Raw genomic sequence first — 25,802 nt, forward strand, 5'->3', positions numbered from 1 at the left:
TTATCTTTCCCATGAAAAAGAAAAACCTGCACAATGCAGCAACACTTTCACGGTTGGAGTGAAAATGCTGCGTATCAGCGACCTGGAATTGTTCATCCGCTCCAGCGCCCTTGGCAGTTTTACGGCTGCCGCCCATGAAGCCAGCCTCTTGCCCGGCCAGGTGGCCGCAGCGATCAAGCGCCTGGAACGCGAGCTGGATGTGCGCCTGTTCGCCCGCACCACCCGCAGCCTGCGCCTGACCGCAGAGGGCGAGCTGTACCTGCCCACCGCCTACAGCGTACTGGAAACCCTGCGCCAGGGCCGCGACAGCCTGCACGCCAGCCAAAGCACCCTGCGCGGTATCCTGCAGGTTTCCGCGCCGTCGGACCTGGGGCGCAACCTGGTCATGCCCTGGCTGGTCGATTTCCGCCGCCAGCATCCGCAGTTGAACCTGCGTTTCTTCCTCTCCGACCAAATGGCCGACCTGTACCGCGACCCGGTGGACGTGGCCATCCGCTATGGCGGCGATGAGCGGGCCAACTACATCGCCCTGCCGCTGGCACCGCGCAACCGCCGCGTGCTGGTGGCCTCGCCCGACTACTTGGCGCGGCGCGGGCGGCCGCTGCACCCGGACGACCTTCGACAACACGACTGCCTGCTGTACCAGCAGAACGAACGCGCCTTCGACCGCTGGCAATTGGGCGAACACAGCGTGCAGGTCAGTGGCCCGCTGTTCTGCGACGATGCCGACGTGGTGCGGCGCTGGGCGCTGGCCGGCGAAGGCATCGCCTTCAAGTCGTGGCTGGATGTCAGCGCCAACGTCGCTGCGGGCGAGCTGGAGCTGCTGCTGCCGGACTTTCCCGGCGACCCGCGCCCAGTGACACTGGTGTGTCCGCATCGCAAGCAGCTGTCGCCTGCGGTGTCGCAGTTGCACCTGTGGTTGCGTGAGCGCTTCGAGCAGTTGTCGCCCGCCAGCGGCGACCAGGCTGCACATTCGTTCTAAACGCAAGGTCCGCTTCTCGGTTATGGTTGACTTTTCGCCACCTGTGCAAGCGCGCCCATGAGCAACTGGATCGACCTCAAGCAAGACGCCGACAGCGGCATCGAGTCGGTGCGCGCGCATTTTGTCGGGCACGCCTACGACCCCCACTGGCACGACGCCTTCCTGGTCGGCATCACCGAACAAGGCGTGCAGCAATTCCACTGTCGCCGCACTCGCCACCAGAGCACGCCGGGCCAGGTATTCCTGCTCGAGCCCGGCGATATCCACGACGGACAGGCCCCCACCGCCGAAGGCTTCACCTATTCGACCCTATACCTGGAGCCGACCTGGCTGGACAACCAGCTGCGCCAGCTGTTCGAGCATGCCCCCAGCGGCTGTCTGCCGGGCTTTGCCGATACCCTGATCGCCGACCAGGCCCTGGCCCAGGCCACCGCCCGCGCCTTCCAGGCCGTGCATGGCCAGGACCTGCGCATCGTGCGCCAGGCCGCCACCGACGACCTGCTGGCCTGCCTGACCCGCCACCTGCACTGGCGCCAGCGCCTGGACCCCGACCCACGCCTGCCGCTGACCGCCCAGCGAGCCCGCGACTACCTTCACGCCCACCTGAGCCAGGACATCGGCCTGGACGATGTGGCCAAGGCCTGCGGCGTCGACCGCTTTCGCCTGACCCGCGCCTTCAAGGCCGCGTTCGGCCTGGCCCCGCATGCCTACCTGATCCAGCTGCGCCTGAACCACGCCAGGCGCCTGCTCGCCCTTGGCCAGACGCCCGCCGAGGTGGCCAGCAGCCTGGGCTTCGCCGACCAGAGCCACCTGGGCCGCTGGTTTCGCCGCGCCTACCGGCTGACCCCGGCGGACTACCGCAAGCGCTGCTCAAACCTTCCAGACTGACACCCCGTCAGCGACGAGCATGGGGCATCGATTTTCCGGAGCCTCACGTCATGCCGAATTCGTTGTTGCCCTTCGTCCTGTTCGCCCTGGTAGCCAGTATCAGCCCCGGGCCGACCAACCTGTTGATCCTCGCCCAGGGTGCACGCCATGGCCTGCGGGCCAGCGTAGCGCCGATTCTTGCAGCCTGCGTGGCGGCTGCCGCGATCGTGCTGCTGGTCGGCCTGGGCCTGGCCGAAATGCTGCTGCGCCACCCCTTGGCGCAGCAGTTGATGAGCTGGGGCGGCGTGCTGTGGTTGAGCTGGCTGGCCTGGCAACTGCTGCGCGCCGCCCCAGCGCCGCTGCACGGCGAGGACGGCCAGCGCTTCGACGCGCTCAGCGCGGCCTCGTTGCAACTGATAAACCCCAAGGTATGGATGATGGCCGTGGCGGTGATCGGCGTCTTCGCCACGCCCGGCCTGCCGGTCTGGCAGCTGGCGCTGGTGTTCCTGGTGGTCGCCCTGCCCTGCATGACCGGCTGGGCCTTGCTGGGAGCAGCCAGCGCCCGCTGGTTGCAGTCGCCGCAGCGAGTACGCCGCTTCAACCAGTTGCTGGCCGGATTGCTACTGGTGTCGGCGTGGTCGACGGTACTGGCCTGACTACAGGGTACGGTCGACCAGGCGAATGCTGTTGCGCCCACCGCGCTTGGAGGCATACAGCGCCACATCACCCTGCTCGAGCAACGCCGCCAGGCTGGCAGGCGCCTGCTTGAACAGGCTGGCGCCGATACTCAAGGTCACCGCCTGGGGAGTGTGGAAGGCTTGCACGGTGTAGGCCTGGAACTGGTCGCGCAGGGTGTCGCCCAAATCCACTACCTGCTCGCTGGACGCCTCGCCCAACAAAATGACGAATTCATCGCCCCCCAGGCGTGCCGCCAGCGCACCGTCGGGCAGCGTGGCGCGGATCATATCGCTCAGCGCCACCAACAGGCGATCGCCCGCGGCGTGGCCGTGCAGGTCGTTGACCAACTTGAAGTTGTCGATGTCGATCAACAGCACGGCGCCTGGCCGCACAGGCGAGACGTTCTCCAGCAGCGCGTAGGCACGCGGCTCCAGAGCCCGGCGGTTGTACAGGGCAGTGAGCGGGTCGTGGGAGGCCAGCCGGGCGATGCGTTCTTCGCGCCGGTAGCGCTCGCAACCGGTCATCGACAAGGCAATCAGCATGGTCGCCATGGCGCCCTCGACCAGCGATATCTGGATGATTTCGCCGCGGAACTCGGTCAGGTCGATCAAGGTGCCCGGCACCAGCGCCGGGACCATCTTGGCCAGGTAGAACAGGCCATGCACCAGCATCACATAGCGCAACTGCACAGCGCCCACGCTTAGCGAATCGCCGTGGGGCCGAAGCAGGAAGCTGGCACGCAGCGACAGCACGGCCACCGCCAGTGAGTTGGCCACTAGCATGATCTTCGACCACAGCGGCCCTTCCGGCAGCAGCAGGAGCCCCGCCCAGGCCACGAAAATCAGGTACCAGGCGCGCGACAGGCGCGTTTCGGTAAAGCGCGCCACCCCCAGCAGGAAGCAGAAATGCGCGACCACCAGCAGCCCGTTGGCAAACCAGATACCCACCAGCAGCAGGCCATGCATACGGAGCAAAGCGAGCGTCGAGCCCACGGTGATGGTGGCGAACCCGGCGCTCCAGTACAGCAGCGAAGGTTCACGGATGCTGCGCCACTCGATCGCCAGGTACAGCGAGGCAGCGGCTGCAAGGGCAACCGTGAGGGTGAGCATCGTGGGTGGATCGAGCGCCATAAAGCAAAAAGCCTGCATTGCGAAAAAACGTGATTGTATGCGTTCGGCAATGTTTACGCAGGGGCTGATACGGCCCGTCGCAGGCTGTTTGTCGGCCAGGTCAAAGGCCATAGCCACTTCGCGGTCATTAAGACTCACCAAGATGTCATAAGGACTGCAAAAAATCGTAGTCAGTATGACCATGACGAGCCGTAACCCCAGGATTTCAGGGCGCTCGATGTTGGCACACATCCTGAAACCGTTGCTCGTACCCTCCCTACAGAGAACAGTCCCATGAGCGAATTCACCCAACGCCTTGCCGTCGTCACCGGCGCCAGTTCCGGCATCGGCCTGGCCTTGACCGAAACCCTGCTGGAACGCGGCGCCACAGTCCTGGCCATGGCCCGTCGGCTGCAGGCACCGGAGCACTTGCGGGCGCGCTTTGGCGACCGGCTGCACTGGCAGGCCGGTGATGTCACCCGCCAGGAAGACCTCGCGGCCCTCGCCACCCGCGCCGCGACCCTAGGCCCAGTCGAGCTGCTGGTGCCCAACGCCGGTATCGCACAACTGGCCGACGGTCTCGACGACGAGGCCTTCGCCCGGCAATGGGCGGTCAATGGTGCCGCTGCCCTGGCCACCTTCGCCAACCTCAGCGGGCAGATGGGCAAGCAGGCGGCGGTGGTCTTCATCGGCACTTTCCTGACCCAGGTGACTTTCCCGGGCCTGGCCGCCTATATCGCGTCGAAATCGGCGCTGATCGCCCAAGCCCGGACCTTGGCGGTGGAGTGGGCGGCGAAAGGTGTACGCATCAACGTTGTCTCGCCCGGCCCGACCGACACCCCGATCTGGCCTTCCCTGGGGCTGGCGGACGAGCAGATTCGCGCGGTGGCCGAGACCGTCAACCAGCGTCTGCTCGATGGCAGTTTCCTCAGCGCCACGCAGGTGGCCGAGGCGATCGCCTTCCTGTTGTCGCCGCGGGCCAGCGGTATCTATGGACAGGAGCTGATCGTCGACAAGGGTTACGGTTTGCGTTGACCTCAAGGCCTCTGCGCGAGCTTGCTCGCGAAGAGGCCGCTACTGTAGACACGCCAGCCCGCTCACTGCCCCGACAGAAAACTCACCAACTGCCGCCCATGGGAACTCAACCCCTCCCAACTGCGAAAACAAATGCGCAACTCAAGGTTGGCCCAGCGCTCTTCCAGCACTACCCGCCGTACCGCCAGCTCCTGCTGCGCGCGCAACGCGGCGGTCTCCGGCATGACCGCAACGCCCGCGCGCTGCGCCACCAGCTGCGCGATGGCCTCGAAGCTGGGCGCCCGCACACGCACCTTCATCGGCATTGCCAAGCTCATCGCCAGCTCCTCGACGAACCGCTGCATGGCCCGCTCGGCCGGCAGGCAGACGAACGCATGCCCCAAGGCATCGACCAGGTGCAATTGCTCGCGCCCGGCCAAGGGGTGATCGGCCGCCACCAGCAACACCAGGCGTTCGGTACGAAACGGCAATGACACCAGGCCATCGTTGACCCAGTGGCCATCGAACACGCCGATCTCGCACTCCCCGGCCAGCACCACGCGCAGCACATCCACGCTCTTGTGCTCGACCAGTTGCAGGTCAAGCTCAGGGTAGTCCGCCAGGAAAGGCCCCAGCACCGTGGGCAGCAGGGTGCTGTTGGTCACCGTGGACGCTGCCAGCCCCAGGTTGATACGGCGTTGCCCAGCCAGTTCCTTGAGCGTGTCATCGAGCTTGCGCGCCTCGCCCAGCACACCACGGGCCGCCTCCAGCACCAGGCGCCCGGCGGGGGTCAGTTGCATGCCATCGGCGCGGCGGGTGAACAGTGTCAGGCCACTGCGCTGCTCGAACAGCCGCAGCCGGGTGCTGGCCGCCGACACAGCCACCGGAAAGCTCGCCGCCGCCTTGCTCAGGCTGCCAGTGCTTGCAACGGCGGTGATCAATCGCAAGTCGGCAAGGTCGAAATGCATGGTCTTCTCCAAAAGCGAACGCCATGTTTCAGAAAAAGCGATTCTAACGTAGCCCGTGTTCTGTTCAGAATAACCCTTGTCTTATTCTGTTACGGACTCCCCATGAACCGCCTGCGCGCCTCCCTCCACCGCCAATTGCAGAACGGCAGCCTGTATGCCGTCCTGGCCGCCTTGGGCTTCAGCTTCAAGGCTATCTTCGTCAAGCTTTCCTACGCGGCCGGCCCCGTAGATGCTGTCAGCCTACTGGCCATGCGCATGGGCCTGTCGCTGCCGCTGTTCGCCTGGCTGGTATGGGCCAGCCGCCGCGAGGCCAACTCCCCGCTGACCCCATTCGACCTGCTGCGCGCCGCACTGCTGGGGTTGCTGGGCTACTACCTGTCGAGCCTGTTCGACTTCTACGGCTTGCAGTACATCAGTGCGGGGCTGGAGCGGATGATCTTGTTCACCTACCCCACCCTGGTACTGATTTTCCAGGCCATCGCCCTGCGCGAACGCCCCACCGCGCGCACATTACTGGCCATGGGCCTGTGCTACCTGGGCCTGGGCATCGCCTTCGTGCACGACCTGGGCAACACCGGCGCCAGCCAGCAGGTGCTGGTCGGCTCGCTGTGGGTATTCGCCAGCGCCGTCACCTATGCACTGTTCTATTCCGGCACCGGCATGATGCTCAAGCGCATGGGCGGCATGCGCCTGGCCGGGCTGTGCGGCGTGTTCTCGTCGCTGATGGTGCTGGGGCATTTCCTGCTGGTGGCGGACATCGAACAGCTGTGGCAATTGCCGACGACGGTCTGGAGCTACGCCGCCATGATGGCACTGTTCTCTACGGTATTGCCGATCTACTGGGTAGCGCTGGCGATCCAGCGGCTGGGGCCGACCCAAACCGCTGCGGTAGGCAACCTGGGGCCGGTGCTGACCCTGCTGGCCTCGTGGGCGATTCTCAGCGAGGCGATTTCGGCCTATCAGCTCGCCGGGCTGGCACTGGTGATGCTGGGCGTTGCACGGCTCAAGCCTGCCAAGAAGGCGCAAGCGGCCAAGCAAGCGGCTGTCTGACGCGGCCGGCGCTATCGTCTTTCCAGCGCCGCCAGGCTAGTCTGCTCGGCCACTGAGTGCTGTTTGCGAGATTCGACCATGGACCGTATCGATACCCTGCGTCTGTTGCTGGATGTGGCCGATAGCGGCAGCTTTTCGGCGGTGGCCCGCGCGCGGTCCATCGCCACCTCCACGGTCGCCCTGGCCATCACGCAGCTGGAAGATGAGTTCGCCACGCGGTTGTTGATCCGCTCCACGCGCAAGTTGACCTTCACCCACGAGGGCGAAACGCTGCTGCAGGACGCCCGCCGTATCGTCGCGGAATGGGATGCGGCCATCTACAGCTTGCGCGACAACGGCCCGTTGACCGGCCCGCTGCGGGTGACCGCCACCAACGATTTTGGCCGGGTCCATGTCCGCCCGTTGCTCGACGCCTTCCAGCAGCAACACCCCGGCGTGCACATCACCTTGCTGCTGAACGATGGCGCGCTCGACCTCATTGAAAACCACATCGACCTGGCGATTCGCAGCGGCCCACTGCCGGACTCGACCCTGCGCGCGCGGCGGCTGATCCAGGGCCCGAGGCTGGTGTGTGCGTCGCCCGAGTACTGGCGGCGCGCAGGTAAACCCAAGCACCCGCGCGACCTCGCGGCGCACAACTGCATCATCCTCGCGCGTCCGGGCGCGCCGATATCCACCTGGCCGTTTCGCGAAGGCGAAAAGCAGTTCAGTGTGAAAGTGCACGGCGATCGATCGGTCAGTGACGGTGACATGATTCGCCAATGGGGTATCGAGGGCCGTGGCGTGATCCTCAAGAACTACTGGGACATAGAGGCCGACCTGCACACCAAGCGCCTCGAGGCAGTGCTGGAAGACTTTACCGATGCGCCTGTCGACCTCTACGCCGTCACCCCCGCTGGCGGCGCGACCAGCCGAAGGCTCAACGCACTGGTCGATTTCATCGTCGAGGGCCTGGCGTTGAAACGCGGCGGCTGAGCGACATTACCTTTGAAAATCGAAAGGTAATTTCGAAATTCAGCCGATTGTTTGTAATTCCACGCGAACTCATAGTTTGGCGACACAACGTGAGGAGTCGCCATGAACATAGATTTCAAAGGCCGCCGTGTGCTGGTCAGCGCATCGACTGCCGGCATCGGCTTTGCGACCGCGCAGGGTTTCCTGAGCGCAGGTGCCCATGTAGTCGTCAACGGACGCAGTGAGAAAAGCGTCGAACACGCCATCGAGCAGTTGCGGCCAACCGGCTCGAACGTTATCGGCTTCGTCGGCGACCTCGGTACCGCCGCCGGATGCTCGAAGTTGATCGCCGAGCACCCGCACTTCGATATCGTGGTGAACAATTTGGGCATCTATAACCCGCAGGACTTCTTCGACACACCTGACGAAGAATGGGAGCGCTTCTTCCAGACCAACGTGATGTCCGGCGTCAGGCTCTCCAGGGCCTACGCAGAGGGCATGGTGGAAAAAGGCTGGGGACGCATCGTGTTCATTTCCTCGGAGTCGGCGGTCAACATTCCCGCCGACATGATCCACTACGGCTTTACCAAGACCGCCCAACTCGCCATCTCCCGCGGCCTCGCCAAGCGGCTGGCCGGAACCGGTGTGACGGTCAACTCGGTCCTGCCCGGCCCTACGCTTTCCGAAGGCGTGGTGCGGTTGTTGACCGAGGGCGAAGAGAGCGCAGGTGAGAATATCGAGGTGGTCGCGACGGACTTCGTCACCCAGCATCGCGGGTCGTCGATCATTCGCCGCGCCGCCACGGTCGATGAAGTTGCCAACATGATCCTCTACGTCAGCTCGCCTCAGGCATCGGCAACCACCGGCGCTGCCCTGCGCGTCGACGGTGGCGTGGTCGACAGCATCTATTGATCAGCTTCGCCGCCCCTCGGCCTACTGCGGCCGGGCGGCGGCCCTTCCCAGGAAATCTCCATGAGCAATGCCATCAGCAGTGCCATCCGCGCACGCCGTACAACTGTGCTGTTCGACCAGGATCGTGAGGTTACCGACGACCAGGTCAGCGAACTGATCGAGCTCGCCACCCGCGCGCCTACGGCCTTCAACCTCCAGAACTGGCGGTTCATCGCTGTGCGTAGTGCGCAAGCAAAAGCCCGGTTGCGCGCCGTGGCGTGGGATCAGGCAAAGATCAGCGAGGCGCCGGTTACCTTCATCATCGTTGGCCAACTGGCGGATGAGAAAACCCTGCCGGAGCGGCTCAAGCCCGCCGTAGACGCGGGCTTCATGCCGCCGGCGATGGTCGATGGCTGGGTGGCGGGCGCGGGCAGCCTCTATGCGGGCCAGCCTTGGCGGCAGCGTGACGAGGCCGTGCGCTCGGCATCCTTTGCCGCTGCGACGCTGTTCTATGCGGCGCACGAAATGGGGCTGGGGTCGGGGCCGATGATCGGGTTCGATCCAGAGGCTGTGGCACGGGCATTCGGGCTTGCTGAAGACGAGGTGCCCGTGGTGCTGGTGGCGGTGGGTTACGGCACGCCCGACAACTGGCCACAAAAGCCGCGGCGGCCGCTGTCGGACGTTTTCAGCGTCGTCTAGGACGATACGAACCCAAGGGCCGCAGCACGGCCCTGGGCACAAGGCTCAACTGGCTGTAGCCAACCTCGACATCGGCGCCACCTTCGCCCGGGTGCGGTCATGCTCGTACAACGACGCTGCAATCTCATCCGCGCGAATCGGCAGGATCGACAGCAAGGTATCGCTCAGGCCATGGCTGGCCTGGCTGAAGCCCTGCATGTACAGCCCGGCCTTGCAACGCTCGTCGGTAAGCAGGCGGTAGTCGCGGTCCACCTCGAAGTCCTGCAGGTACTCCTGCACCGGCGCCAGCAGCTCACGGTGCGACTGGCGCTCGTAACCGGTCGCCAGCACCACCGCATCGTAGCCCAGCACACGAGCCTCGCCGCTGGCGGTGTGACGCATGCTCAACTGCACGCCCTGGGCAGTCGACGTGGCCTGCTCGACGTTGACCAGGGTGTGGAAGGCATGCCGAGACACGCCGGAGACTTTCTGGCGGTAGAAAATTCCATAGATGCGCTCGATCAGGTCCAGGTCCACCACCGAGTAGTTGGTGTTGTGGTACTCGTTGACCAGACGCTCACGCTCGCCCACCGGCTGCTGGAACACCAGGTCGGTGAATTCCGGCGAGAACACTTCGTTGACGAACGGGCTGTCGTCGGCCGGTTTCAGCGCAGAACCCCGGATGATCCAGTCCACCTGTACCGAAGGGTAGCTGTCGTTGAGGTCGATGAACGCCTCGGCCGCACTCTGCCCGCCGCCAATGATGGCGATACGCATCGGCTTGCCGTCGACACACGGCTGCTTGGCCATGCGCGCCAGGTACTGGGAATGGTGGAACACCCGTGGATCGTCCTTGAAGCCTGCGAAAATCGCCGGAATGCGCGGTGTACCGCCGGGGCTTACCACCACCGAACGGCTGGTACGGGCCAATTCCATGCCCTGGGCATCACGGGAAATCACCCGCAGTGCCTCCACCTGCTGGTTGACCAGCACCGGCTCCACCCGCAGCACCTCCTCGCCGTAGCGGCTCTGGCTCTGGAAGTGCGAAGCCACCCAGCGCAGGTAGTCGTTGAACTCCATGCGGCACGGGTAAAAGGTGCCCAGGTTTATGAAGTCCACCAGGCGGCCGTGCTGCTTGAGGTAGTTCACGAACGAATAGGGGCTGGTGGGGTTGCGCAGGGTCACCAGGTCCTTGAGGAAGGAAATCTGCAGCTCGCTCTGGGTCACCAGGGTATTGCCGTGCCAGCGATAGTCGGCCTGTTTGTCGATGAACAGCGCATCCAGCGCCCCTTGGGCCTGACCGCGCTCTTGCAGGGCGATGGCCAGTGCCAGGTTCGACGGGCCGAAGCCGATACCGATCAGGTCGTGAACGACCGTCGATGCAAGTGCCTGCGTCATATCCAGTGTCCTCTAGATAACCCCCGGTGCGGGGAAGAAGAAAATGACCCTGTCGGCCATTGGCGAGGCAGCAGGTCGTCTGTTGACTTGAACGAGGACAATGAACGGAAATTTAACCGGGTTTCATCCAGCCCGCCTCCTCCGCCAGCACCGGGCGCCCCGCTAAATTTCGGGGCCCGCCGCTCGTTCACCCGAGACAGCAGCGAACCCAGAGATGGCAATGACACGACCACGTTGGAACAAGACCCTGCGTTTCGGCCTGCCGGCGCTGCTGGCACTGGCTGCAGGTGCCAGCGCACTGGCCTGGAACGCGTTCTACCGCGACAACCCCGGCTACAGCTACGCGGTGATCCGCCAGGCCAACGACCTGCAGGCACACTTGCTGACCTTCGATGGCCATATCAGTATCCCGCCCACCCTGGGCAGCCCTGACAACCCCTTCGCCGCAGACAGCCACGGCCAGTTCGACCTGCCCAAGCTGCAGCGCGGCGGCCTCAGCGGCGCCGCCCTGAGCGTGTTCGGCTGGCCGCCGATCTGGGAAGGGGAAGGCGCACCGCACCGCCCCACCGCCGACTTCGTCGAGCAGGCCCGCCGGCAACAGGAAACCCGCTACCGGGTCATCACCGACATCGTCCGCGACCACCCCGACCGCGCCGCCATCGCCTATAGCCCCGAGGACATGCGGCGTCTGCAAGGCGAAGGGAAGTTCGCAATCTTCATCAGCCTGCTCAACGCCTACCCCCTGGGCACCGACCTCGACCAGCTCGACCTGTGGGCCGCCCGCGGCATGCGCATGTTCGGCTTCAACTACGTGGGTAACAATGCCTGGGCCGACTCGTCGCGCCCCATGCCGTTCTTCCATGACCGCGCCGACGCCCTAGGCGGGCTGTCGCCCCTGGGCCGCGACGCCGTGCGCCGGCTCAACGCGCTGGGCGTGATCATCGATGTGTCGCAGATGTCCGACCTGGCCCTGCAACAAGTGGCCGAACTCAGTCGCGCCCCGCTGGTAGCTTCGCATTCCGGCCCCAGGGCGCTGGTGGACATCCCGCGCAACCTCAGCGACGACGGCATGCGCCTAGTGGCGAAAAGCGGCGGCGTGGTGATGATTCCCGCCTATGGCGACTACCTGCGCCCCATCAGCCAGGCCACCCGCGAACGGCTCCAAGCCCTGCGCCAGCGCTTCGAGTTGCCGCCACTGCCCAACCAGGCCTGGGCACTGATGCCGGGCGACCCGGTCATTGCAAGCTGGCCCGAGCAGCGCTTCGGCGAGTACGCCACGGCCCTCTACGAGATCCTTGCCGAAGAGCCCAAGGCCACCCTGCAAGACTTCGGCAAGGCCATCGACCACGCCGTCGAGACCGTCGGCATCGACCATGTGGGCATCAGCTCCGACTTCAACGACGGCGGCGGCCTGCACGGTTTCGAAGACGTCAGCCAGGTGCGCAACGTCAGCGCCGAACTGCTGGCCCGCGGCTATTCCGAAGCCGACATCGCCAAGCTCTGGGGTGGCAATTTCCTCCGGGCCTGGGCGCAGGTGCGGCAATCCTCACAAACCCTTGGCGCGCGTTGATGCCGCCCTTCGTCGAAGCCTACCCATGACCGACCGCAGAACCTTCCTGAAACAGGCTGGCGTGTTCGCCGCCGCCCTGCCGTTGACCGGCCACCTGGGCGAGGCCCTGGCCAGCCCCCCCGAACCTGCCCGCGGCGACAAGTGGCAGCAGCTGCGCCAGTTGTTCGACCAGGACCCGGCCTATATCCATTTCGCCAACTTCCTGGTCACCTCGCACCCGCGCCCGGTCGCCGAAGCCATTGCCCGCCATCGCGCCCATCTGGACCGTAACCCGGGCCTGGCCATGGACTGGGACCGAGAGGAAACCTGGCAGAACGAGGCCCGCGTGCGCGAGTGGGCCGGCCGCTACCTCAACGCCCGACCGGCGCAGATCGCCCTGACCGGCAGCACCACCGAAGGCCTGTCGCTGATCTTCGGCGGCATCAAGGTGCGCCCGGACCAGGAAATGCTCATCACCCGCCACGAGCACTATTCCACCCACCACGTGCTGAACTTCCGCGCCGAGCGCGAAGGCACCCAGGTACGCCGCATCGAGCTGTTCAAGGCGCCGCACAGCGTGTCCAAGGATGAAATCCTCGGCAACATCGCCGCCAGTCTCCGCGACAACACCCGTGTGCTGGGCATGACCTGGGTGCATTCGGGCAGCGGGGTGAAACTGCCGGTCGGCGAGATCGGGCAGTTGCTCGCCGAGCGCAACCGCAACCGCGACGAGAAGGACCGCATCCTCTACGTCATCGACGGGGTGCACGGCTTCGGCGTGGAGAACCTCGACTTCCCGTCCATGCACTGCGACTACTTCATCGCCGGCACCCACAAGTGGCTGTTCGGCCCGCGTGGCACCGGCATCGTCTGCGCCCGCTCCGAGCAGCTCACCGACATCAACCCACTGGTGCCGACCTTCTCCCAGGACACCGACTTCGCCACCAGCCTGTCGCCAGGCGGCTACCACGCCTTCGAGCACCGCTGGGCGCTGGACGAGGCTTTCAAGCTGCACCTGGGGCTAGGCAAGGCCGATGTGCAAGCACGCATCCACCAACTCAATGCCGTGCTGCGCCAGCGCTTGCAGGCGATGCCTGGGATCGAACTGGTCACCCCGAGCGCGCCCGAGCTGTCGTCGGGCTTCAGCTTCTTCCGGGTCGAGGGCCGCGAGGCCGACAAGGTTGCCGCCCACCTGCTGCAACAGCGCGTAGTGCTCGATGCGGTCAACCGCGACGCGGGCCCCGTGGTGCGTGTCGCACCCGGCCTGCTCAACGACGAAGCCGAGATCGAGCGCTTCATGACCCTGCTGGCCAAGGCCGTCTAACGCCCCTTTTCACCTTCTGGAACCGAGAGACACATGACCGCAGCCCTCAGCAAACCCATCACCGGCGTCGCCTTCGGCGCGCTGCTCTGTGCCCTGGCCCCCGCCACCCTGGCAGCGACCCCGAAGGCCGGGGACGTGTTCACCGACTGCAAGCCTGACTGCCCGGAAATGGTGGTGCTGCCAGCCGGGACCTTCACCATGGGCACCCCCGAGGACGAACAAGGCCGCGAGGAAGACGAAGGCCCGCAGCACCCGGTGACCTTTGCCAAGCCCTTCGCCGTCAGCCGCTTTCAGGTGCTCAACGGCCAGTGGCAGGCCTACCTGAAGGACACCGGCTTCCAGATGCCCAGCGGCGACGACCGCCCGGGACGCGAGTGCATCGCCGGCGTGCCGCGCTACAGCGAGACCAAGGAATACAAGAGCCGTGATGCGGCGCGCTACCCGGCGGTGTGCATGAACTACCACGAGGCCGAGGCCTATGCCGCCTGGCTTTCGAAGAAGACCGGCAAGCACTACCGCCTGCTCAGCGAGGCCGAGCGCGAGTATGCCGCGCGCGGCGGCAGCGTCGGCCCGCAGCCGTTTCCACGGGATGAAGGCAAGGCCTACAGCATCGCCGGGCACGCCAACACCTATGGGCCAGAGGACGGTTTCAGCTACATCGCCCCGGCAGGCAGCTATGCGCCCAATGCCTTCGGCATCCATGACGCCCATGGCAACGTCTACGAATGGACCGCCGACTGCCAGAACGACAGCTACGTGGGTGCGCCCGACGATGGCAGTGCCTGGAAGGCTGGCGACTGCGTGGTGCGGATGATCCGCGGCAACGACTGGACCGAGGCGCCGATCTTCTCGCGCTCGGGCAACCGCAACTACCGCAACCCCGAGCGCCGTGGCGACTGGTTGGGGTTCCGCGTGGTGCGTGAGTTGTGACCCCATGACCGCGTTGCATGGCCAGGGCTTCGCCCTGGTTCGCGGGTAAACCCGCTCCCACAGGTTCTGCGCTGCACCAGAGGGCGCCGGGGTACCTGTGGGAGCGGGTTTACCCGCGAACACCGGCGCAGCCGGTGCCAGGCCCCGCTAAATCCCGAGATTGCCAACTCGTCTCCCCTGACACGCCAGCCGAAAAACCGTCGGCCCTCAAACCCGTTGCGAACGAGGTAGTTCCATGACCGCAGCATCGCGCAGCGCCACCCGCGAACTCTTGAGCCTGCTCAAGCCCTATCGCCTGCTGGTGGCTTCCTCCATCGTCCTCGGCATCCTCGGCGGCCTCGCCGTCACGGCCCTGCTCGCCACCGTCAACCAAGGCCTGCACAAAGGCGACGGCCTGGGTCAAGGCGTAGTGCTGGCCTTCGTCAGCCTGTGCGTGCTGGCACTGGTCAGCAGCATCGCCGCCGACCTCGGCACCAACTACGTCGGCCAGCACGTGATCGCCCGCCTGCGCAAGGACCTCGGCGCCAAGGTACTGTCGGCGCCGATCGACCAGATCGAGCGCTACCGCACCCATCGCCTGATCCCGGTACTGACGCACGACGTCGACACCATCAGCGACTTCGCCTTCTCCTTCGCCCCCCTGGCCATCTCGCTGACCGTGGTGCTCGGCTGCCTCGGCTACCTGGCCAGCCTCTCACTGCCGATCTTCGCCCTCACCCTGGTGGCAATCGGCATCGGCTCGGTGATCCAGTACATCGCCCAACGCAAGGGCGTAAACGGCTTCCTCGCCGCCCGCGAAGCCGAGGACGAGCTGCAAAAGCATTACCAGGCCATTTCCGAAGGCGCCAAGGAACTGCGCATCCATCGCCCACGCCGCCACACCATGCTTACCCGCAACATCCAAGGCACCGCCGACCGTATCCGCGACACCAACGTGCGCGCCATCACCCTCTACGTGGTCGCCAAGAGCCTGGGCTCGATGCTGTTCTTCGTGGTCATCGGCCTGGCGCTGACGATGCAGTCACTGTGGCCGGCCAACGACCCGGCGGTAACCAGCGGTTTCGTGCTGGTGCTGCTGTACATGAAAGGCCCGCTGGAAAACCTGATCGGCAACCTGCCGATCATCAGCCGCGCGCAAATCGCCTTGCGCCGCATCGCCGACCTGGCCGAGCGCTTCTCCTCGCCCGAGCCACACCTGCTGCTCAGCGCCGACGAAACGCCGCGCCCGCCGCTCGAGCGCCTGGAGTTGCGCAACGTGCAATACCGCTTCCCGGCCGTCGAAGGCAGCGAGCCGTTCACCCTGGGCCCGGTCAACCTCAGCATCGCTCCCGGCGAGATCCTGTTCATTGCCGGCGAAAACGGCTCGGGCAAGACCACCCTGATCAAGCTGCTGCTGGGCCTGTACGCGCCGCACCAGGGCCAGGTGCTGGTCAATGGCAAGGCCATCGACTCACAGACCCTGGACGACTACCGCCAGCACTTCACCACCATCTTCGCCGACTACTTCCTGTTCGAAGACCTGATCGCCGATGGCCGCAGCCTGCCCGCCGATGCCGGGCAATACCTGGAGCGCCTGGAAATCGCCCACAAGGTCAGCGTTCGCGACGGCGCCTTCACCACCACCGACCTGTCCACCGGCCAGCGCAAGCGCCTGGCCCTGGTCAACGCCTGGCTGGACGAACGCCCGGTGCTGGTGTTCGACGAATGGGCCGCCGACCAGGACCCGGCCTTCCGCCGCGTGTTCTACACCGAGTTGCTGCCAGACCTCAAACGCCTGGGCAAGACCATCATCGTGATCTCCCACGACGACCGCTATTTCGACATCGCCGACCACTTGGTCCGCATGCAGGCCGGCAAGGTCGTCGAGGAACCCGCCCTGGCCTGAACCACAGGCGGCGAACGCCCGTCGTTCGCCGCCTGCACCGGTCACACAGCGGTAAATCCGCCCCCTGCTTCTTCGTCTTCCTTCGGACAGCACAATTCCTCTGCCGATGGCGACGAAACCGATGACGACTCCACAGCTTCCCCTTTCCGACGACGATCTGCTGGCCCTGTTGATGGCCGACGAACACGGTGCGCCGGAAGCCATCGCGGCCAAGGCTGGCCACACGCCGCAGCCTTTGTCCTTCGCCCAGCAGCGCCTGTGGTTCCTGCAACAGTTCGCCCCGCACAGCTCGGCCTACAACCTGCCCCGCGCCCTGCTGCTCGAGGGCCCGCTCGATGCCGAGCGCCTGCAACACGCCCTGCAACAAGTGGTCGAACGCCACGACATCCTGCGTACCCGCTTCGCGGACATCGACGGCCAGCCGCGCCAGGTCGTCGACAGCGCCGCCCGCCTGGGCCTGCAACGCCAGGACCTGACTTCCCTGGATAGCACGGCTCGCGAGCAACGCCTGCAACAGCTGATGCTCAGCGAGGCCGGCACGCCGTTCGAGCTGGGCCAGGCGCCGCTGATCCGCGCCAGCCTGATCGACCTGGGCGAGCAACGCCACGTGCTGTTGCTGAACATGCACCACATCGTTTCCGACGCCTGGTCCAACCCGATCCTCATGCAGGACCTGGCCTGCGCCTACCAGGGCCAGCCGCTGTCACGCCCGGCCATCCAGTACCTCGACTACGCCCGCTGGCAGCGTGAGGACTACCCGGCCACCGCGCGCCACGACGAGGCTGCGCGCTACTGGCAGGGCTACCTGGGCGATACCATCACTGCGCTGCTACTGCCTGCCGACCATCCGCGCGACGATGCCCGCGTGCCCCTTGCCGCCACCTTCGACCTGCGCCTGCCAGCGCCCCAGGTCGAGCGCCTGAATAGCTTCTGCCAGGCCCACGGCCTGACGCCGTTCAGCGTGCTGCTGGGCGCCTGGCAACTGTTGCTGGGCCGTCATGCCGGCCAGGACGACTTCACCGTCGGCGTGCCCAACGCCAGCCGCAACCAGGCGCAGACCCAGGAGCTGGTCGGCTACTTCGTCAGCAGCCAGATCTACCGCGCTCGGCTCGACCCCTGCCAGCCCGCCCTTGCCTTCCTCCAGGGCCTGCGCCAGCACGCCCTGGCCGCGCTGGAGCATGCCGACCACCCAGTGGAGATGATCCTCGAAGCGCTGCAACTGCAGCGCAGCACCCAGGCCAACCCGCTGTTCCAGACCTTGTTCAACTGGCGCGTGGCGGATGCCGAGCAAGGCCCGCTGCGCTTCGCCGACCTGGCCCTGGACTTCCTGCCTCTGGGTCAGCAGCAGGCCAAGTTCGACCTGTCGCTGGACGTGGCCTACCGCCAACGCAGCATCGAAGCACGTTTCGAGTACGACGCCACGCTGTTCGAAGCGCCCCGTATCGCCCAGTTTGCCTGCCACTGGTCCAACCTGCTCGACGCCCTGCTCGGCAATCCGCACCAGGCCCTGGGCGAGCTGGAGATGCTCACCGGGCAGGAACAGCAAGCGCTGTTGCAAGCCCACCCACACGTCGCCCCCCCAAGACAGCGCCATGTCCACCAGCAAATCGCCGACCAGGCCGCACGCACGCCCGAATGCATCGCCGCAAGCTGCGCCGGGAAGCAGCTGAGCTACGCTGAGCTGGAGCGCCAGGCCAACCAACTGGCCCACCGTCTGATCGAGCTGGGCGTCGGCCCCGATGTGTTCGTCGGCGTGGCTTTGGAGCGCAGCGTCGAACTGGTGGTCGGCCTGCTGGCGATTCTCAAGGCCGGCGGCGCCTACCTGCCGCTGGACCCGGCCTACCCACGCGAACGCCTGGACTACATGATGCGCGACAGCGGCATCGCCCTGGTGCTGCTGCAACCGTCCCAGGCCGCCAGCTTCACCGTGCCGCAAGGCGTGCGGGCCGTGGCCGTGGAAAACCTCGCGCACTACAGCGCCGAGGCACCCCAGGTGGTCGTCGACCCCGAGCACCTGGCCTACATGATCTACACCTCCGGCTCCACCGGGCAGCCCAAGGGCGTGCAGGTGCGCCATGGCGCACTGGCCAACCACATGGCCTGGATGCAGGACGAACTGCGCCTGCACGCCCACGACCGGGTGCTTCAGAAAACCGCGTTCAGCTTCGACGCCTCGGTCTGGGAGTTCTGGCTGCCGTTGCAAAATGGTGCCCAGCTGGTACTGGCCAGCCCCGCGCTGAGCCAGGACCTGTCGCTGCTATGGCAGCAAGTGCAGGCCGAAAAAATCAGCGTGCTGCAAATGGCCCCTTCGCTGCTGCAAGCCCTGTTGCCCCAGGCCGACCCCACACAACTGGCCAGCCTGCGCCTGCTGCTGCTCGGCGGGGAAGCCCTGGGCGCAGCCTTGGTCAGCCAATTGCAGGCGCTGTTCGACGGCCGCATCGTCAACCTCTACGGCCCCACCGAAGCCACCATCGACACCAGTCACTTCAGCGTGACCGGCGCCCTCGACAGCGCCATCGCGCCCATCGGCCGACCGATCGACAACGTGCGCGCGCTGGTACTCGACGGCCAGTTGCAGCCGTGCCCGGCCGGCACCCCCGGCGAGCTGTACATTGGCGGCGCGGGCCTTGCCCGTGGCTACCATCAGCGCCCGGCGCTGACTGCCGAGCGCTTCGTGCCCAACCCGTTTGCCGCCGATGGCTCGCGTCTGTACCGCAGTGGCGACCTCACTCGCCGCGCTACCGACGGCACGCTCGAGTACCTGAGCCGCATCGACCACCAGGTAAAGATACGCGGGCTGCGCATCGAGCTGGGCGAAATCGAAAGCCAGTTGCTGTCCCTGCCCGGCATCCGCGAGGCCGCCGTGCTGGCCCAGGACACCGCCCATGGCCGCCAGCTGGTCGCCTACCTGGCACCGCGCCAGGCCCAGGACACCGCCACGCTGCGCCAGGCCCTGCAACAGGTGCTGCCGGACTACATGGTGCCCGCCCTCTACCTGTTCCTCGACAGGCTGCCGCTGACCCCCAACGGCAAGCTCGACCGCCGTGCCCTGCCGGCGCTCGACAGCCAAGGCAGCCAACGTGCCTACCAAGCCCCGCGCGATGCTCTGGAACAAGCCATCGCGACAATCTGGCAGGAAGTGCTCAGGCTGGAACGCATCGGCATCGACGACAACTTCTTCGAACTGGGGGGCGACTCGATCCTGTCGATCCAGGTGGTCAGCACCGCCCGTCGGGCCGGCATCCACTTCACCCCGAAGGATTTGTTCAAGCACCAGACCATCCAGGCCCTGGCCCAGGTCGCCGCCTTCGGCGACACCGCCGTGCAGGCCGACCAGGGCCCGGTCAACGGCCCGGCGCCGCTGCTGCCGGTCCAGCAGGCGTTTTTCGCAAGCCCTGTGGAGCGCCGCGCCCAGTGGAACCAGTCGGTGATGCTCAAGCCCGCCACCGCGCTCGACGCCGAGCTACTGGCCCAGGCCTTGGCCAAGTTGGTAGAGCACCACGACGCCCTGCGCCTGCGCTTCACCCAGCGGGCGGGCGTCTGGCAGGCCGCGCACGCCGCCGTCGACGACGCCCCGGCGCTGCTGTGGCAAGCCTATGTGCCTGACGCCCAGGCCCAGCAAGCCATGGCCAACGAAGCCCAGCGCAGCCTGGACCTGGCCGACGGCCCGCTGCTGCGCGCCGTGCTGATGACCCTGGACGACGGCAGCCAACGTTTGCTGCTGGTGATCCACCACCTGGTGGTCGACGGCGTGTCCTGGCGCATCCTGTTCGACGATCTGCAACAGCTGTACCGCCAGCTGCAAGCGGGCGACGCGCCCAAGCTGATGGCCAAGACCAGTTCCTTCAAGGCCTGGGGCGAACGCCTGCGTGAGCACGCCCGCAGCGAGGCGGCCCTGGCCGAATTGCAGTACTGGCATGAGCAACTGGCCGGTATCGACACCGACCTGCCCGGTGCCAAGCCCGGTGCCAGCCTGGCCCAGGCGCATGCCCGCAGCGTGGGCGTGCAGCTGAGCCAGGCCCACACCCGCCAGCTGCTGCAGGCCGCACCTGCGGCCTACCGCACGCGCATCAACGACCTGTTGCTGACCGCCCTGGCGCGCGCCGTGCAGCGCTGGAGCGGCCTGCCCGAAGTACTGGTGCAGCTCGAAGGCCATGGCCGCGATGCATTGTTCGACGAACTCGACCTGACCCGCACCGTCGGTTGGTTCACCAGTTTGTTCCCGGTGCGCCTGTCGCCCCAGGCCGAGCTGGGCGCGTCGATCAAGACCATCAAGGAACAGCTGCGCGCCGTGCCGGACAACGGCATCGGCCACGGTGCCCTGCGCTACCTCGGCACGCCCGAGGTGCGCGAGCAGTTGCACGCCTTGCCCGCCCCGCGCATCACCTTCAACTACCTGGGCCAGTTCGACGGCAGCTTCGATACCGACAACGGCGCCCTGTTCGCCCCCTGCGCCGACCCGGTGGGCGAAGAGAAAAGCCCCGGCACCGCGCTGGGCAACTGGCTCACGGTCAATAGCCAGGTCTACGACGGCCAACTGAACATGGCCTGGAATTTCAGCCAGGCGATGTTCGAGCCGGCCAGCATCGAGCAACTGGCGCAACTGTGCCTGCACGAGCTGGAGCAGGTGATCGAGCATTGCGCCAGCGGCGAGCACCTGGGCGTGACGCCGTCGGACTTCCCCCTGGCACGCCTGACCCAGCAGCAACTGGACGCCCTGCCGGTGCCACTGCGTAACGTCGACGACATCTTCCCCCTGTCGCCCATGCAGGAAGGCCTGCTGGTGCACACCCTGCTGGAGCAGCACTCGGGCATCTACTTCATGCAGGAGTGCTACACCATCCGCGAACCGCTGGACTACGCGCTGTTCGACGCTGCCTGGCAGCAGGTGGTGCAACGCTACGAGGCGGTGCGCGCCTCGTTCTGGTGGAACACCGGCGGCGAGCTGTTGCAGGTGATCCACCGCGACACCCAGGTGGCGGTCGAGCTGCTCGACCTCAGCGACCTGCCGCTCGCGCAGGCCGAGCCGCAGATCCTCGAACTGCTGCGCCAGGAGCGCGAAACCGGTTTCGACCTGGGCAAGGCACCGCCGATCCGCTTCAAGCTGATCAAGCTCGCCGACCAGAGCCACCGCTTCGTGATGAGCAACCACCACATCCTGATCGATGCCTGGTGCCGCTCGCTGCTGATGTCGGACTTCTTCGAGCTCTACCACGCCGCCCTCGAGCAGCGCCCCAGCCAGTTGCGCACGCCGTACCGCTTTCGCAACTTCATCGCGTGGCTGCAACAGCAGGACCCGCAGGCCGCCGAGAATTTCTGGCGCGAACAACTGGCGGGCCTCGAGCAAGCCACGCCGCTGCCCACCGACCGCCCACAGCTCAGCGACCGGTCGCATTCGCTGATCGACGACAACTACACCTGGCTTTCCAGCGAGCAGAGCGCGCAGTTGCTGGCGTCGGCCAACCAGCACCGCCTGACCGTCAACACCTTTGTGCAGGCGGCATGGGCACTGACCCTGCACCACCACAGCCGCTCGCGCGATGTGGTGTTTGGCGTGACCGTGTCCGGGCGCCCGGCGCACATTCCCGAAATGCAGGACACCGTCGGCCTGTTCATCAACAGCGTGCCGCTGCGTATCCAACTGCCCACTCCGGACCAGCAGGCCAGCACCCTGGACTGGCTGCTGGGCATACTCGATAGCAACGTGTCGCTGCGCGAGTACGATTACCTGCCGCTGGTGCGCATCCAGGCATGCAGCGAGTTGCAGAAGGGCCAGCAGCTGTTCGACAGCCTGTTCGTGTTCGAGAACGCGCCGATGGATGCCTCGGTCGGGAGTGACGCCCGCGACATGGGCGTGGTCTCCGAGTCGTCGCGTACCCACACCAACTACCCGATCACCGTGGTGGTCTACCCCGGCGAACAACTGGGCCTGCACCTGTCCTACGACACCCGCTACTTCGACCGCGCCACCATGGACGCCTTGCTGGCGCAGTTCCAGCAGTTTCTGGTCAGCCTGCCCGGCCAGTTGCACGCACCACTTGAACAGGTGGCACAGCTGGAAACCGGCGCCAGCCGCCAGTTCGTCCTGCAGCACAACCAGACCGAGGTAGCCCACCCCCTGGACCGCTCGTTCGTCGAGCTGTTCGAAGCCCAGGTAGACCGCCGCAGCGATGCCGTCGCGGCCACCTGCGAAGACCAGCAATGGAGCTACACCGAGCTCGACCGCCAGGCCAACCGCGTCGGTCACGCCCTGCTCGCCCAGGGCGTGACCCAGGACCAACCGGTGGCGCTGCTGGCCGACCGCAGCCTGGACCTGCTGGCGTGCATCGTCGGCGCCTTCAAGGCTGGCGCCGGCTACCTGCCGCTGGACCCCAGCCACCCCGACGAGCGCATCGCCAATATCCTGGGCCTCAGCCGCACCCCGGCGCTGCTTTGCACCGCCCGCCATCGCGCCCGCGCCCAAGCCCTGTTGGCCAACCTCGAGCACCCGGTGCAACTGCTGGTTTGGGAAGAATTGCAGGCCAGCGACCACAGCACCGACCGCCCCGGCCGCTACAGCGCACCCAATAGCCTGGCCTACGTGATCTTCACCTCCGGCTCCACCGGCCTGCCCAAGGGCGTGATGGTGGAACAGGCCGGCATGCTCAACAACCAGTTGAGCAAACTGCCGTACCTGGGCCTGAGCGAAAACGACATCATCGCCCAGACCGCCTCGCAGAGCTTCGACATCTCGGTGTGGCAGTTCCTGACTGCACTGCTGTGCGGCGCACAGGTGCGGATCTTCCCGGACGCGGTGTCCAAGCACCCCACCCACCTGCTGCGCGAGGTGAAGGAACGACGTATCAGCGTGCTGGAGATCGTCCCGGCGCTGATCCAGGCCCTGCTTGAGGAGCAGCACGCCCAGCTGCCTGAGCTGCGCTGGCTGCTGCCCACCGGCGAAGCCCTGCCCGCCGAGACCGCCGCAGCCTGGCTGCAACGCTACCCCGAGATTCCACTGATAAACGCCTACGGCCCGGCCGAGTGCTCGGACGACGTGGCGTTCTTCCGCATCGATGAAGCCTCGACCCAACGCACCTACATTCCCATCGGCTACCCCACCGACAACAACCGCCTGTACCTGCTCGACGACTACCTCGACCCCGTGCCGGACGGCGCGGTGGGCGAAATCTGCATCGCCGGCACCGGCGTCGGCCGCGGCTACTGCGCCGACCCCGGCAAGACCGTCTCGGTGTTCGTGCCCAACCCCTTCGCCCTGCTGCCGGGCGAGCGGCTGTACAAGACCGGCGACCTGGCGCGCCGACGCAAGGACAACGGTGCCCTGGAATACCTCGGCCGGGTCGACCAGCAGGTCAAGGTCAATGGTTTGCGTATCGAGCTGGGCGAAATCGAGGCGCAGATCAGCCAGTTCGACGGCGTGCGCGAAGCCGCCGTGCGGGTGGCCGAGCACGCCCTGGGCAAGCGACTGGTGGCCTTCCTGACCCTGGAAAGCCAGGCCCAGGCCGATGGCATGGGCCTGGAGGCGCTGCGCGAGTTCCTTAAAGCCCGCTTGCCGGCCTACATGATTCCCGCGCTGTACCAGGAGCTGGAACAGATGCCGCGCAACGCCAACGGCAAGCTCGACCGCAAGGCCCTGGCACGCCTGGAGGTGGGCGGCCACGAGCCGGTGTTCCGCGCGGCGCAAAGCGACCTGCAACAGGCCGTGGCAGGCATCTGGCAGGCCGTGCTCAAGACCGAGCGCATCGGCCTTGACGACAACTTCTTCGCCCTGGGCGGCAACTCGCTGCTGGCCACCCAGGTGACCTCGCGTCTGCACCTCGAGCTGGCCATCGAGGCACCGCTGGCGGCGCTGTTCGAAAGCGCCAACCTCGAGGATTTCGCCCGTCGCCTGCCGGCCGCAGCCGCGCCTACCAACGAAACCGAATTGACCGACCTGTTCGATCTGCTCGACGTGCTGGAGACCCAATGATGCAAAGCAAAGCCCTGTCCGACTTGATCGAGCGGTTCATCAAGTTGCCAACAGCCCAGCGCAAGACCCTCTACCAGCAGATGCTGGGCAAGGGCATCAACGTCGCCCGCCTGCCGATCCCGGTCACGCGCCAGGCCTTCGCCCAGGTGCCATTGTCCTTTGCCCAGGAGCGCCAGTGGTTCCTCTGGGAGCTGGAGCCGACCAGCACCGCCTACAACCTGCCCACCGCCCTGCGCTTGCGTGGTGCCCTGGACACCCAGGCCCTGCAAACGGCCTTCGACGCGTTGGTGGCGCGGCATGAAAGCCTGCGCACGCGCTTTGTCGAAAGCGACGGCGTGCGTCACCAGGTAATCGACGCCTTGGCCACCCTGCACATCGAACAACTGGCCTTGCCCGCTGGGGAAGGCGCACTCGAAGCGCGCCTGCAAGCCTACGTCAATGCGCAAGTGGCGCGCCCCTTCGACCTGCTGGGCGAGCCGCTGCTGCGGGTCCAACTGGTGGCCTTGGGTGCGCACGACCATGCACTGCTGCTGGTGCAGCACCACATCGTCTCCGATGCCTGGTCGATGCAGGTGATGGTCGAGGAACTGGTGGGCCTGTACCACGCCGCCAGCACCGGACAACCTGCGGCCCTGGCCGAACTGCCGATCCAGTACGCCGACTATGCGGTGTGGCAGCGCCACTGGATGGAAGCAGGCGAGCGCGAACGCCAGCTGGAATACTGGACCCAGCAGCTGGGCAGCGGCCAAACCGTACTGGAACTGCCCACCGACCGCCCACGCCCACCCACCCAGAGCGGCCGTGGTGCGCGCCTGGACCTGACGCTGGATGCCGAGCTGGCCGAGCGCCTGAAGCAACTGGCCAAGGTGCAGAACGTCACATTGTTCATGCTGTTGCTGGCCTCGTTCCAGACCCTGTTGCACCGCTACAGTGGCCAGGACGACATCCGCGTCGGCGTACCGATCGCCAACCGCAACCGGGTAGAAACCGAGCGGCTGATCGGTTTCTTCGTCAACACCCAGGTTCTCAAGGCCGAATTCGCTGCGCAGCAGTCGTTCGTGGCACTGCTGGAGCAGGTCAAGGCCGCCTCGTTGGGCGCGCAGGAGCACCAGGAGCTGCCATTCGAGCAACTGGTCGAAGCATTGCAGCCGGAGCGCAGCCTGAGCATGCACCCGCTGTTCCAGGTGATGTTCAACCACTTGGACGCGCAGCCGTCGCGAGGTGCCGCGGCGCCCGGGGCGACGTTGCAGGTGGAAGGATTGACATGGGAGACGCACAGCGCGCAGTTCGACCTGACCCTGAACACCAGCGAAACGCAGACCGGGTTGGTCGCGACCCTGACCTATGCGCAGGATCTGTTCGAGCACGGCAGCATCGAAAGGATGGGGCGGCATTGGATCAATCTGCTGCATGGCATCGTCGCCAACCCGCAGGCCAAGGTGGCTGAATTGCCGTTGCTGGATGCCGGGGAGCGGGCGCTGATCGTCGAGCAGTGGAACGACACGACGGTCGTCGATTATCCACTCGATACTCCGGTTCATCACTTGATCGAACAGCAC

Annotated in this window: 17 protein-coding genes; 14 read left to right on the forward strand and 3 right to left on the reverse strand. The window is 66.0% G+C overall.

The genetic code is table 11. The annotated features are described in order from the left end of the window. Positions 1 to 64 precede the first annotated feature (64 nt). From RAC97_RS20225 to RAC97_RS20235, 3 genes are read left to right on the forward strand one after another with little or no spacing between them, the layout of a single operon-like run. Positions 65 to 982: a LysR family transcriptional regulator gene (locus tag RAC97_RS20225; RefSeq protein WP_375101460.1), complete on the forward strand. Its 918-nt coding sequence runs from the start codon at positions 65 to 67 to the stop codon at positions 980 to 982. Positions 983 to 1,039: 57 nt separating this feature from the next. Continuing rightward, positions 1,040 to 1,870 carry an AraC family ligand binding domain-containing protein gene (locus RAC97_RS20230; protein WP_375101461.1) on the forward strand — a complete coding sequence of 277 codons (831 nt, stop codon included), beginning with the start codon at positions 1,040 to 1,042 and terminating at the stop codon, positions 1,868 to 1,870. Positions 1,871 to 1,920: 50 nt separating this feature from the next. After that, on the forward strand, positions 1,921 to 2,505 hold the full coding sequence (locus RAC97_RS20235; protein WP_375101462.1) for a LysE family translocator: 585 nt from the start codon (positions 1,921 to 1,923) through the stop codon (positions 2,503 to 2,505). Here RAC97_RS20235 and RAC97_RS20240 read toward each other — a convergent pair whose 3' ends face one another. Further along, the gene (locus RAC97_RS20240) at positions 2,506 to 3,657 is read right to left on the reverse strand and encodes a GGDEF domain-containing protein (RefSeq protein ID WP_375101463.1); all 1,152 of its coding nucleotides are present in this window, start codon (positions 3,655 to 3,657) and stop codon (positions 2,506 to 2,508) included. A 273-nt stretch (positions 3,658 to 3,930) separates the two neighbouring features. Between RAC97_RS20240 and RAC97_RS20245 the strand changes: the two genes are divergently transcribed. Then, the gene (locus RAC97_RS20245; RefSeq protein WP_375101464.1) at positions 3,931 to 4,671 is read left to right on the forward strand and encodes an SDR family NAD(P)-dependent oxidoreductase; all 741 of its coding nucleotides are present in this window, start codon (positions 3,931 to 3,933) and stop codon (positions 4,669 to 4,671) included. A 62-nt stretch (positions 4,672 to 4,733) separates the two neighbouring features. On the opposite strand, the gene RAC97_RS20250 is transcribed toward RAC97_RS20245, so the two are convergent. Continuing rightward, positions 4,734 to 5,618, reverse strand: a complete 885-nt coding sequence (locus RAC97_RS20250) for a LysR substrate-binding domain-containing protein (RefSeq protein WP_375101465.1) — start codon at positions 5,616 to 5,618, stop codon at positions 4,734 to 4,736. Positions 5,619 to 5,720: 102 nt separating this feature from the next. On the opposite strand from RAC97_RS20250, the gene RAC97_RS20255 reads away from it, so the two are divergent. The 4 genes from RAC97_RS20255 to RAC97_RS20270 all read left to right on the forward strand — a co-directional run bounded on the left by RAC97_RS20255 (position 5,721) and on the right by RAC97_RS20270 (position 9,212). Beyond that, positions 5,721 to 6,668 carry a DMT family transporter gene (locus RAC97_RS20255; protein WP_375101466.1) on the forward strand — a complete coding sequence of 316 codons (948 nt, stop codon included), beginning with the start codon at positions 5,721 to 5,723 and terminating at the stop codon, positions 6,666 to 6,668. A gap of 78 nt (positions 6,669 to 6,746) precedes the next feature. Then, entirely contained in the window at positions 6,747 to 7,643 is an 897-nt protein-coding gene (locus tag RAC97_RS20260) for a LysR substrate-binding domain-containing protein (protein ID WP_375101467.1), read from the forward strand. A gap of 102 nt (positions 7,644 to 7,745) precedes the next feature. After that, a complete protein-coding gene (locus tag RAC97_RS20265; protein ID WP_375101468.1) occupies positions 7,746 to 8,534 on the forward strand; it encodes an SDR family NAD(P)-dependent oxidoreductase in 789 nt (262 codons plus the stop codon). Between the two features lie 60 nt (positions 8,535 to 8,594). After that, a complete protein-coding gene (locus RAC97_RS20270) occupies positions 8,595 to 9,212 on the forward strand; it encodes a nitroreductase family protein (protein WP_375101469.1) in 618 nt (205 codons plus the stop codon). 45 nt (positions 9,213 to 9,257) lie between these two features. Here RAC97_RS20270 and RAC97_RS20275 read toward each other — a convergent pair whose 3' ends face one another. Further along, on the reverse strand, positions 9,258 to 10,589 hold the full coding sequence (locus tag RAC97_RS20275) for a lysine N(6)-hydroxylase/L-ornithine N(5)-oxygenase family protein (protein ID WP_375101470.1): 1,332 nt from the start codon (positions 10,587 to 10,589) through the stop codon (positions 9,258 to 9,260). Between the two features lie 220 nt (positions 10,590 to 10,809). On the opposite strand from RAC97_RS20275, the gene RAC97_RS20280 reads away from it, so the two are divergent. The 6 genes from RAC97_RS20280 to RAC97_RS20305 all read left to right on the forward strand — a co-directional run. Continuing rightward, a complete protein-coding gene (locus RAC97_RS20280) occupies positions 10,810 to 12,159 on the forward strand; it encodes a dipeptidase (RefSeq protein WP_375101471.1) in 1,350 nt (449 codons plus the stop codon). 25 nt (positions 12,160 to 12,184) lie between these two features. Beyond that, the gene (locus RAC97_RS20285; RefSeq protein ID WP_375101472.1) at positions 12,185 to 13,462 is read left to right on the forward strand and encodes an aminotransferase class V-fold PLP-dependent enzyme; all 1,278 of its coding nucleotides are present in this window, start codon (positions 12,185 to 12,187) and stop codon (positions 13,460 to 13,462) included. Between the two features lie 33 nt (positions 13,463 to 13,495). Further along, positions 13,496 to 14,392, forward strand: coding sequence for a formylglycine-generating enzyme family protein (locus RAC97_RS20290; RefSeq protein WP_375101473.1), 897 nt, complete (start codon positions 13,496 to 13,498; stop codon positions 14,390 to 14,392). 235 nt (positions 14,393 to 14,627) lie between these two features. Continuing rightward, the gene (locus RAC97_RS20295; protein ID WP_375101474.1) at positions 14,628 to 16,277 is read left to right on the forward strand and encodes a cyclic peptide export ABC transporter; all 1,650 of its coding nucleotides are present in this window, start codon (positions 14,628 to 14,630) and stop codon (positions 16,275 to 16,277) included. A 121-nt stretch (positions 16,278 to 16,398) separates the two neighbouring features. After that, on the forward strand, positions 16,399 to 24,243 hold the full coding sequence (locus RAC97_RS20300; RefSeq protein ID WP_379671504.1) for an amino acid adenylation domain-containing protein: 7,845 nt from the start codon (positions 16,399 to 16,401) through the stop codon (positions 24,241 to 24,243). Continuing rightward, positions 24,243 to 25,802 (forward strand): condensation domain-containing protein (locus tag RAC97_RS20305; protein WP_375102183.1); only part of this gene is annotated, 1,560 nt, incomplete at its 3' end. The genes RAC97_RS20300 and RAC97_RS20305, both read left to right, overlap by 1 nt.

This window comes from Pseudomonas sp. LS_2 (assembly GCF_042709235.1).
In the GTDB taxonomy this organism is placed as follows: domain Bacteria; phylum Pseudomonadota; class Gammaproteobacteria; order Pseudomonadales; family Pseudomonadaceae; genus Aquipseudomonas.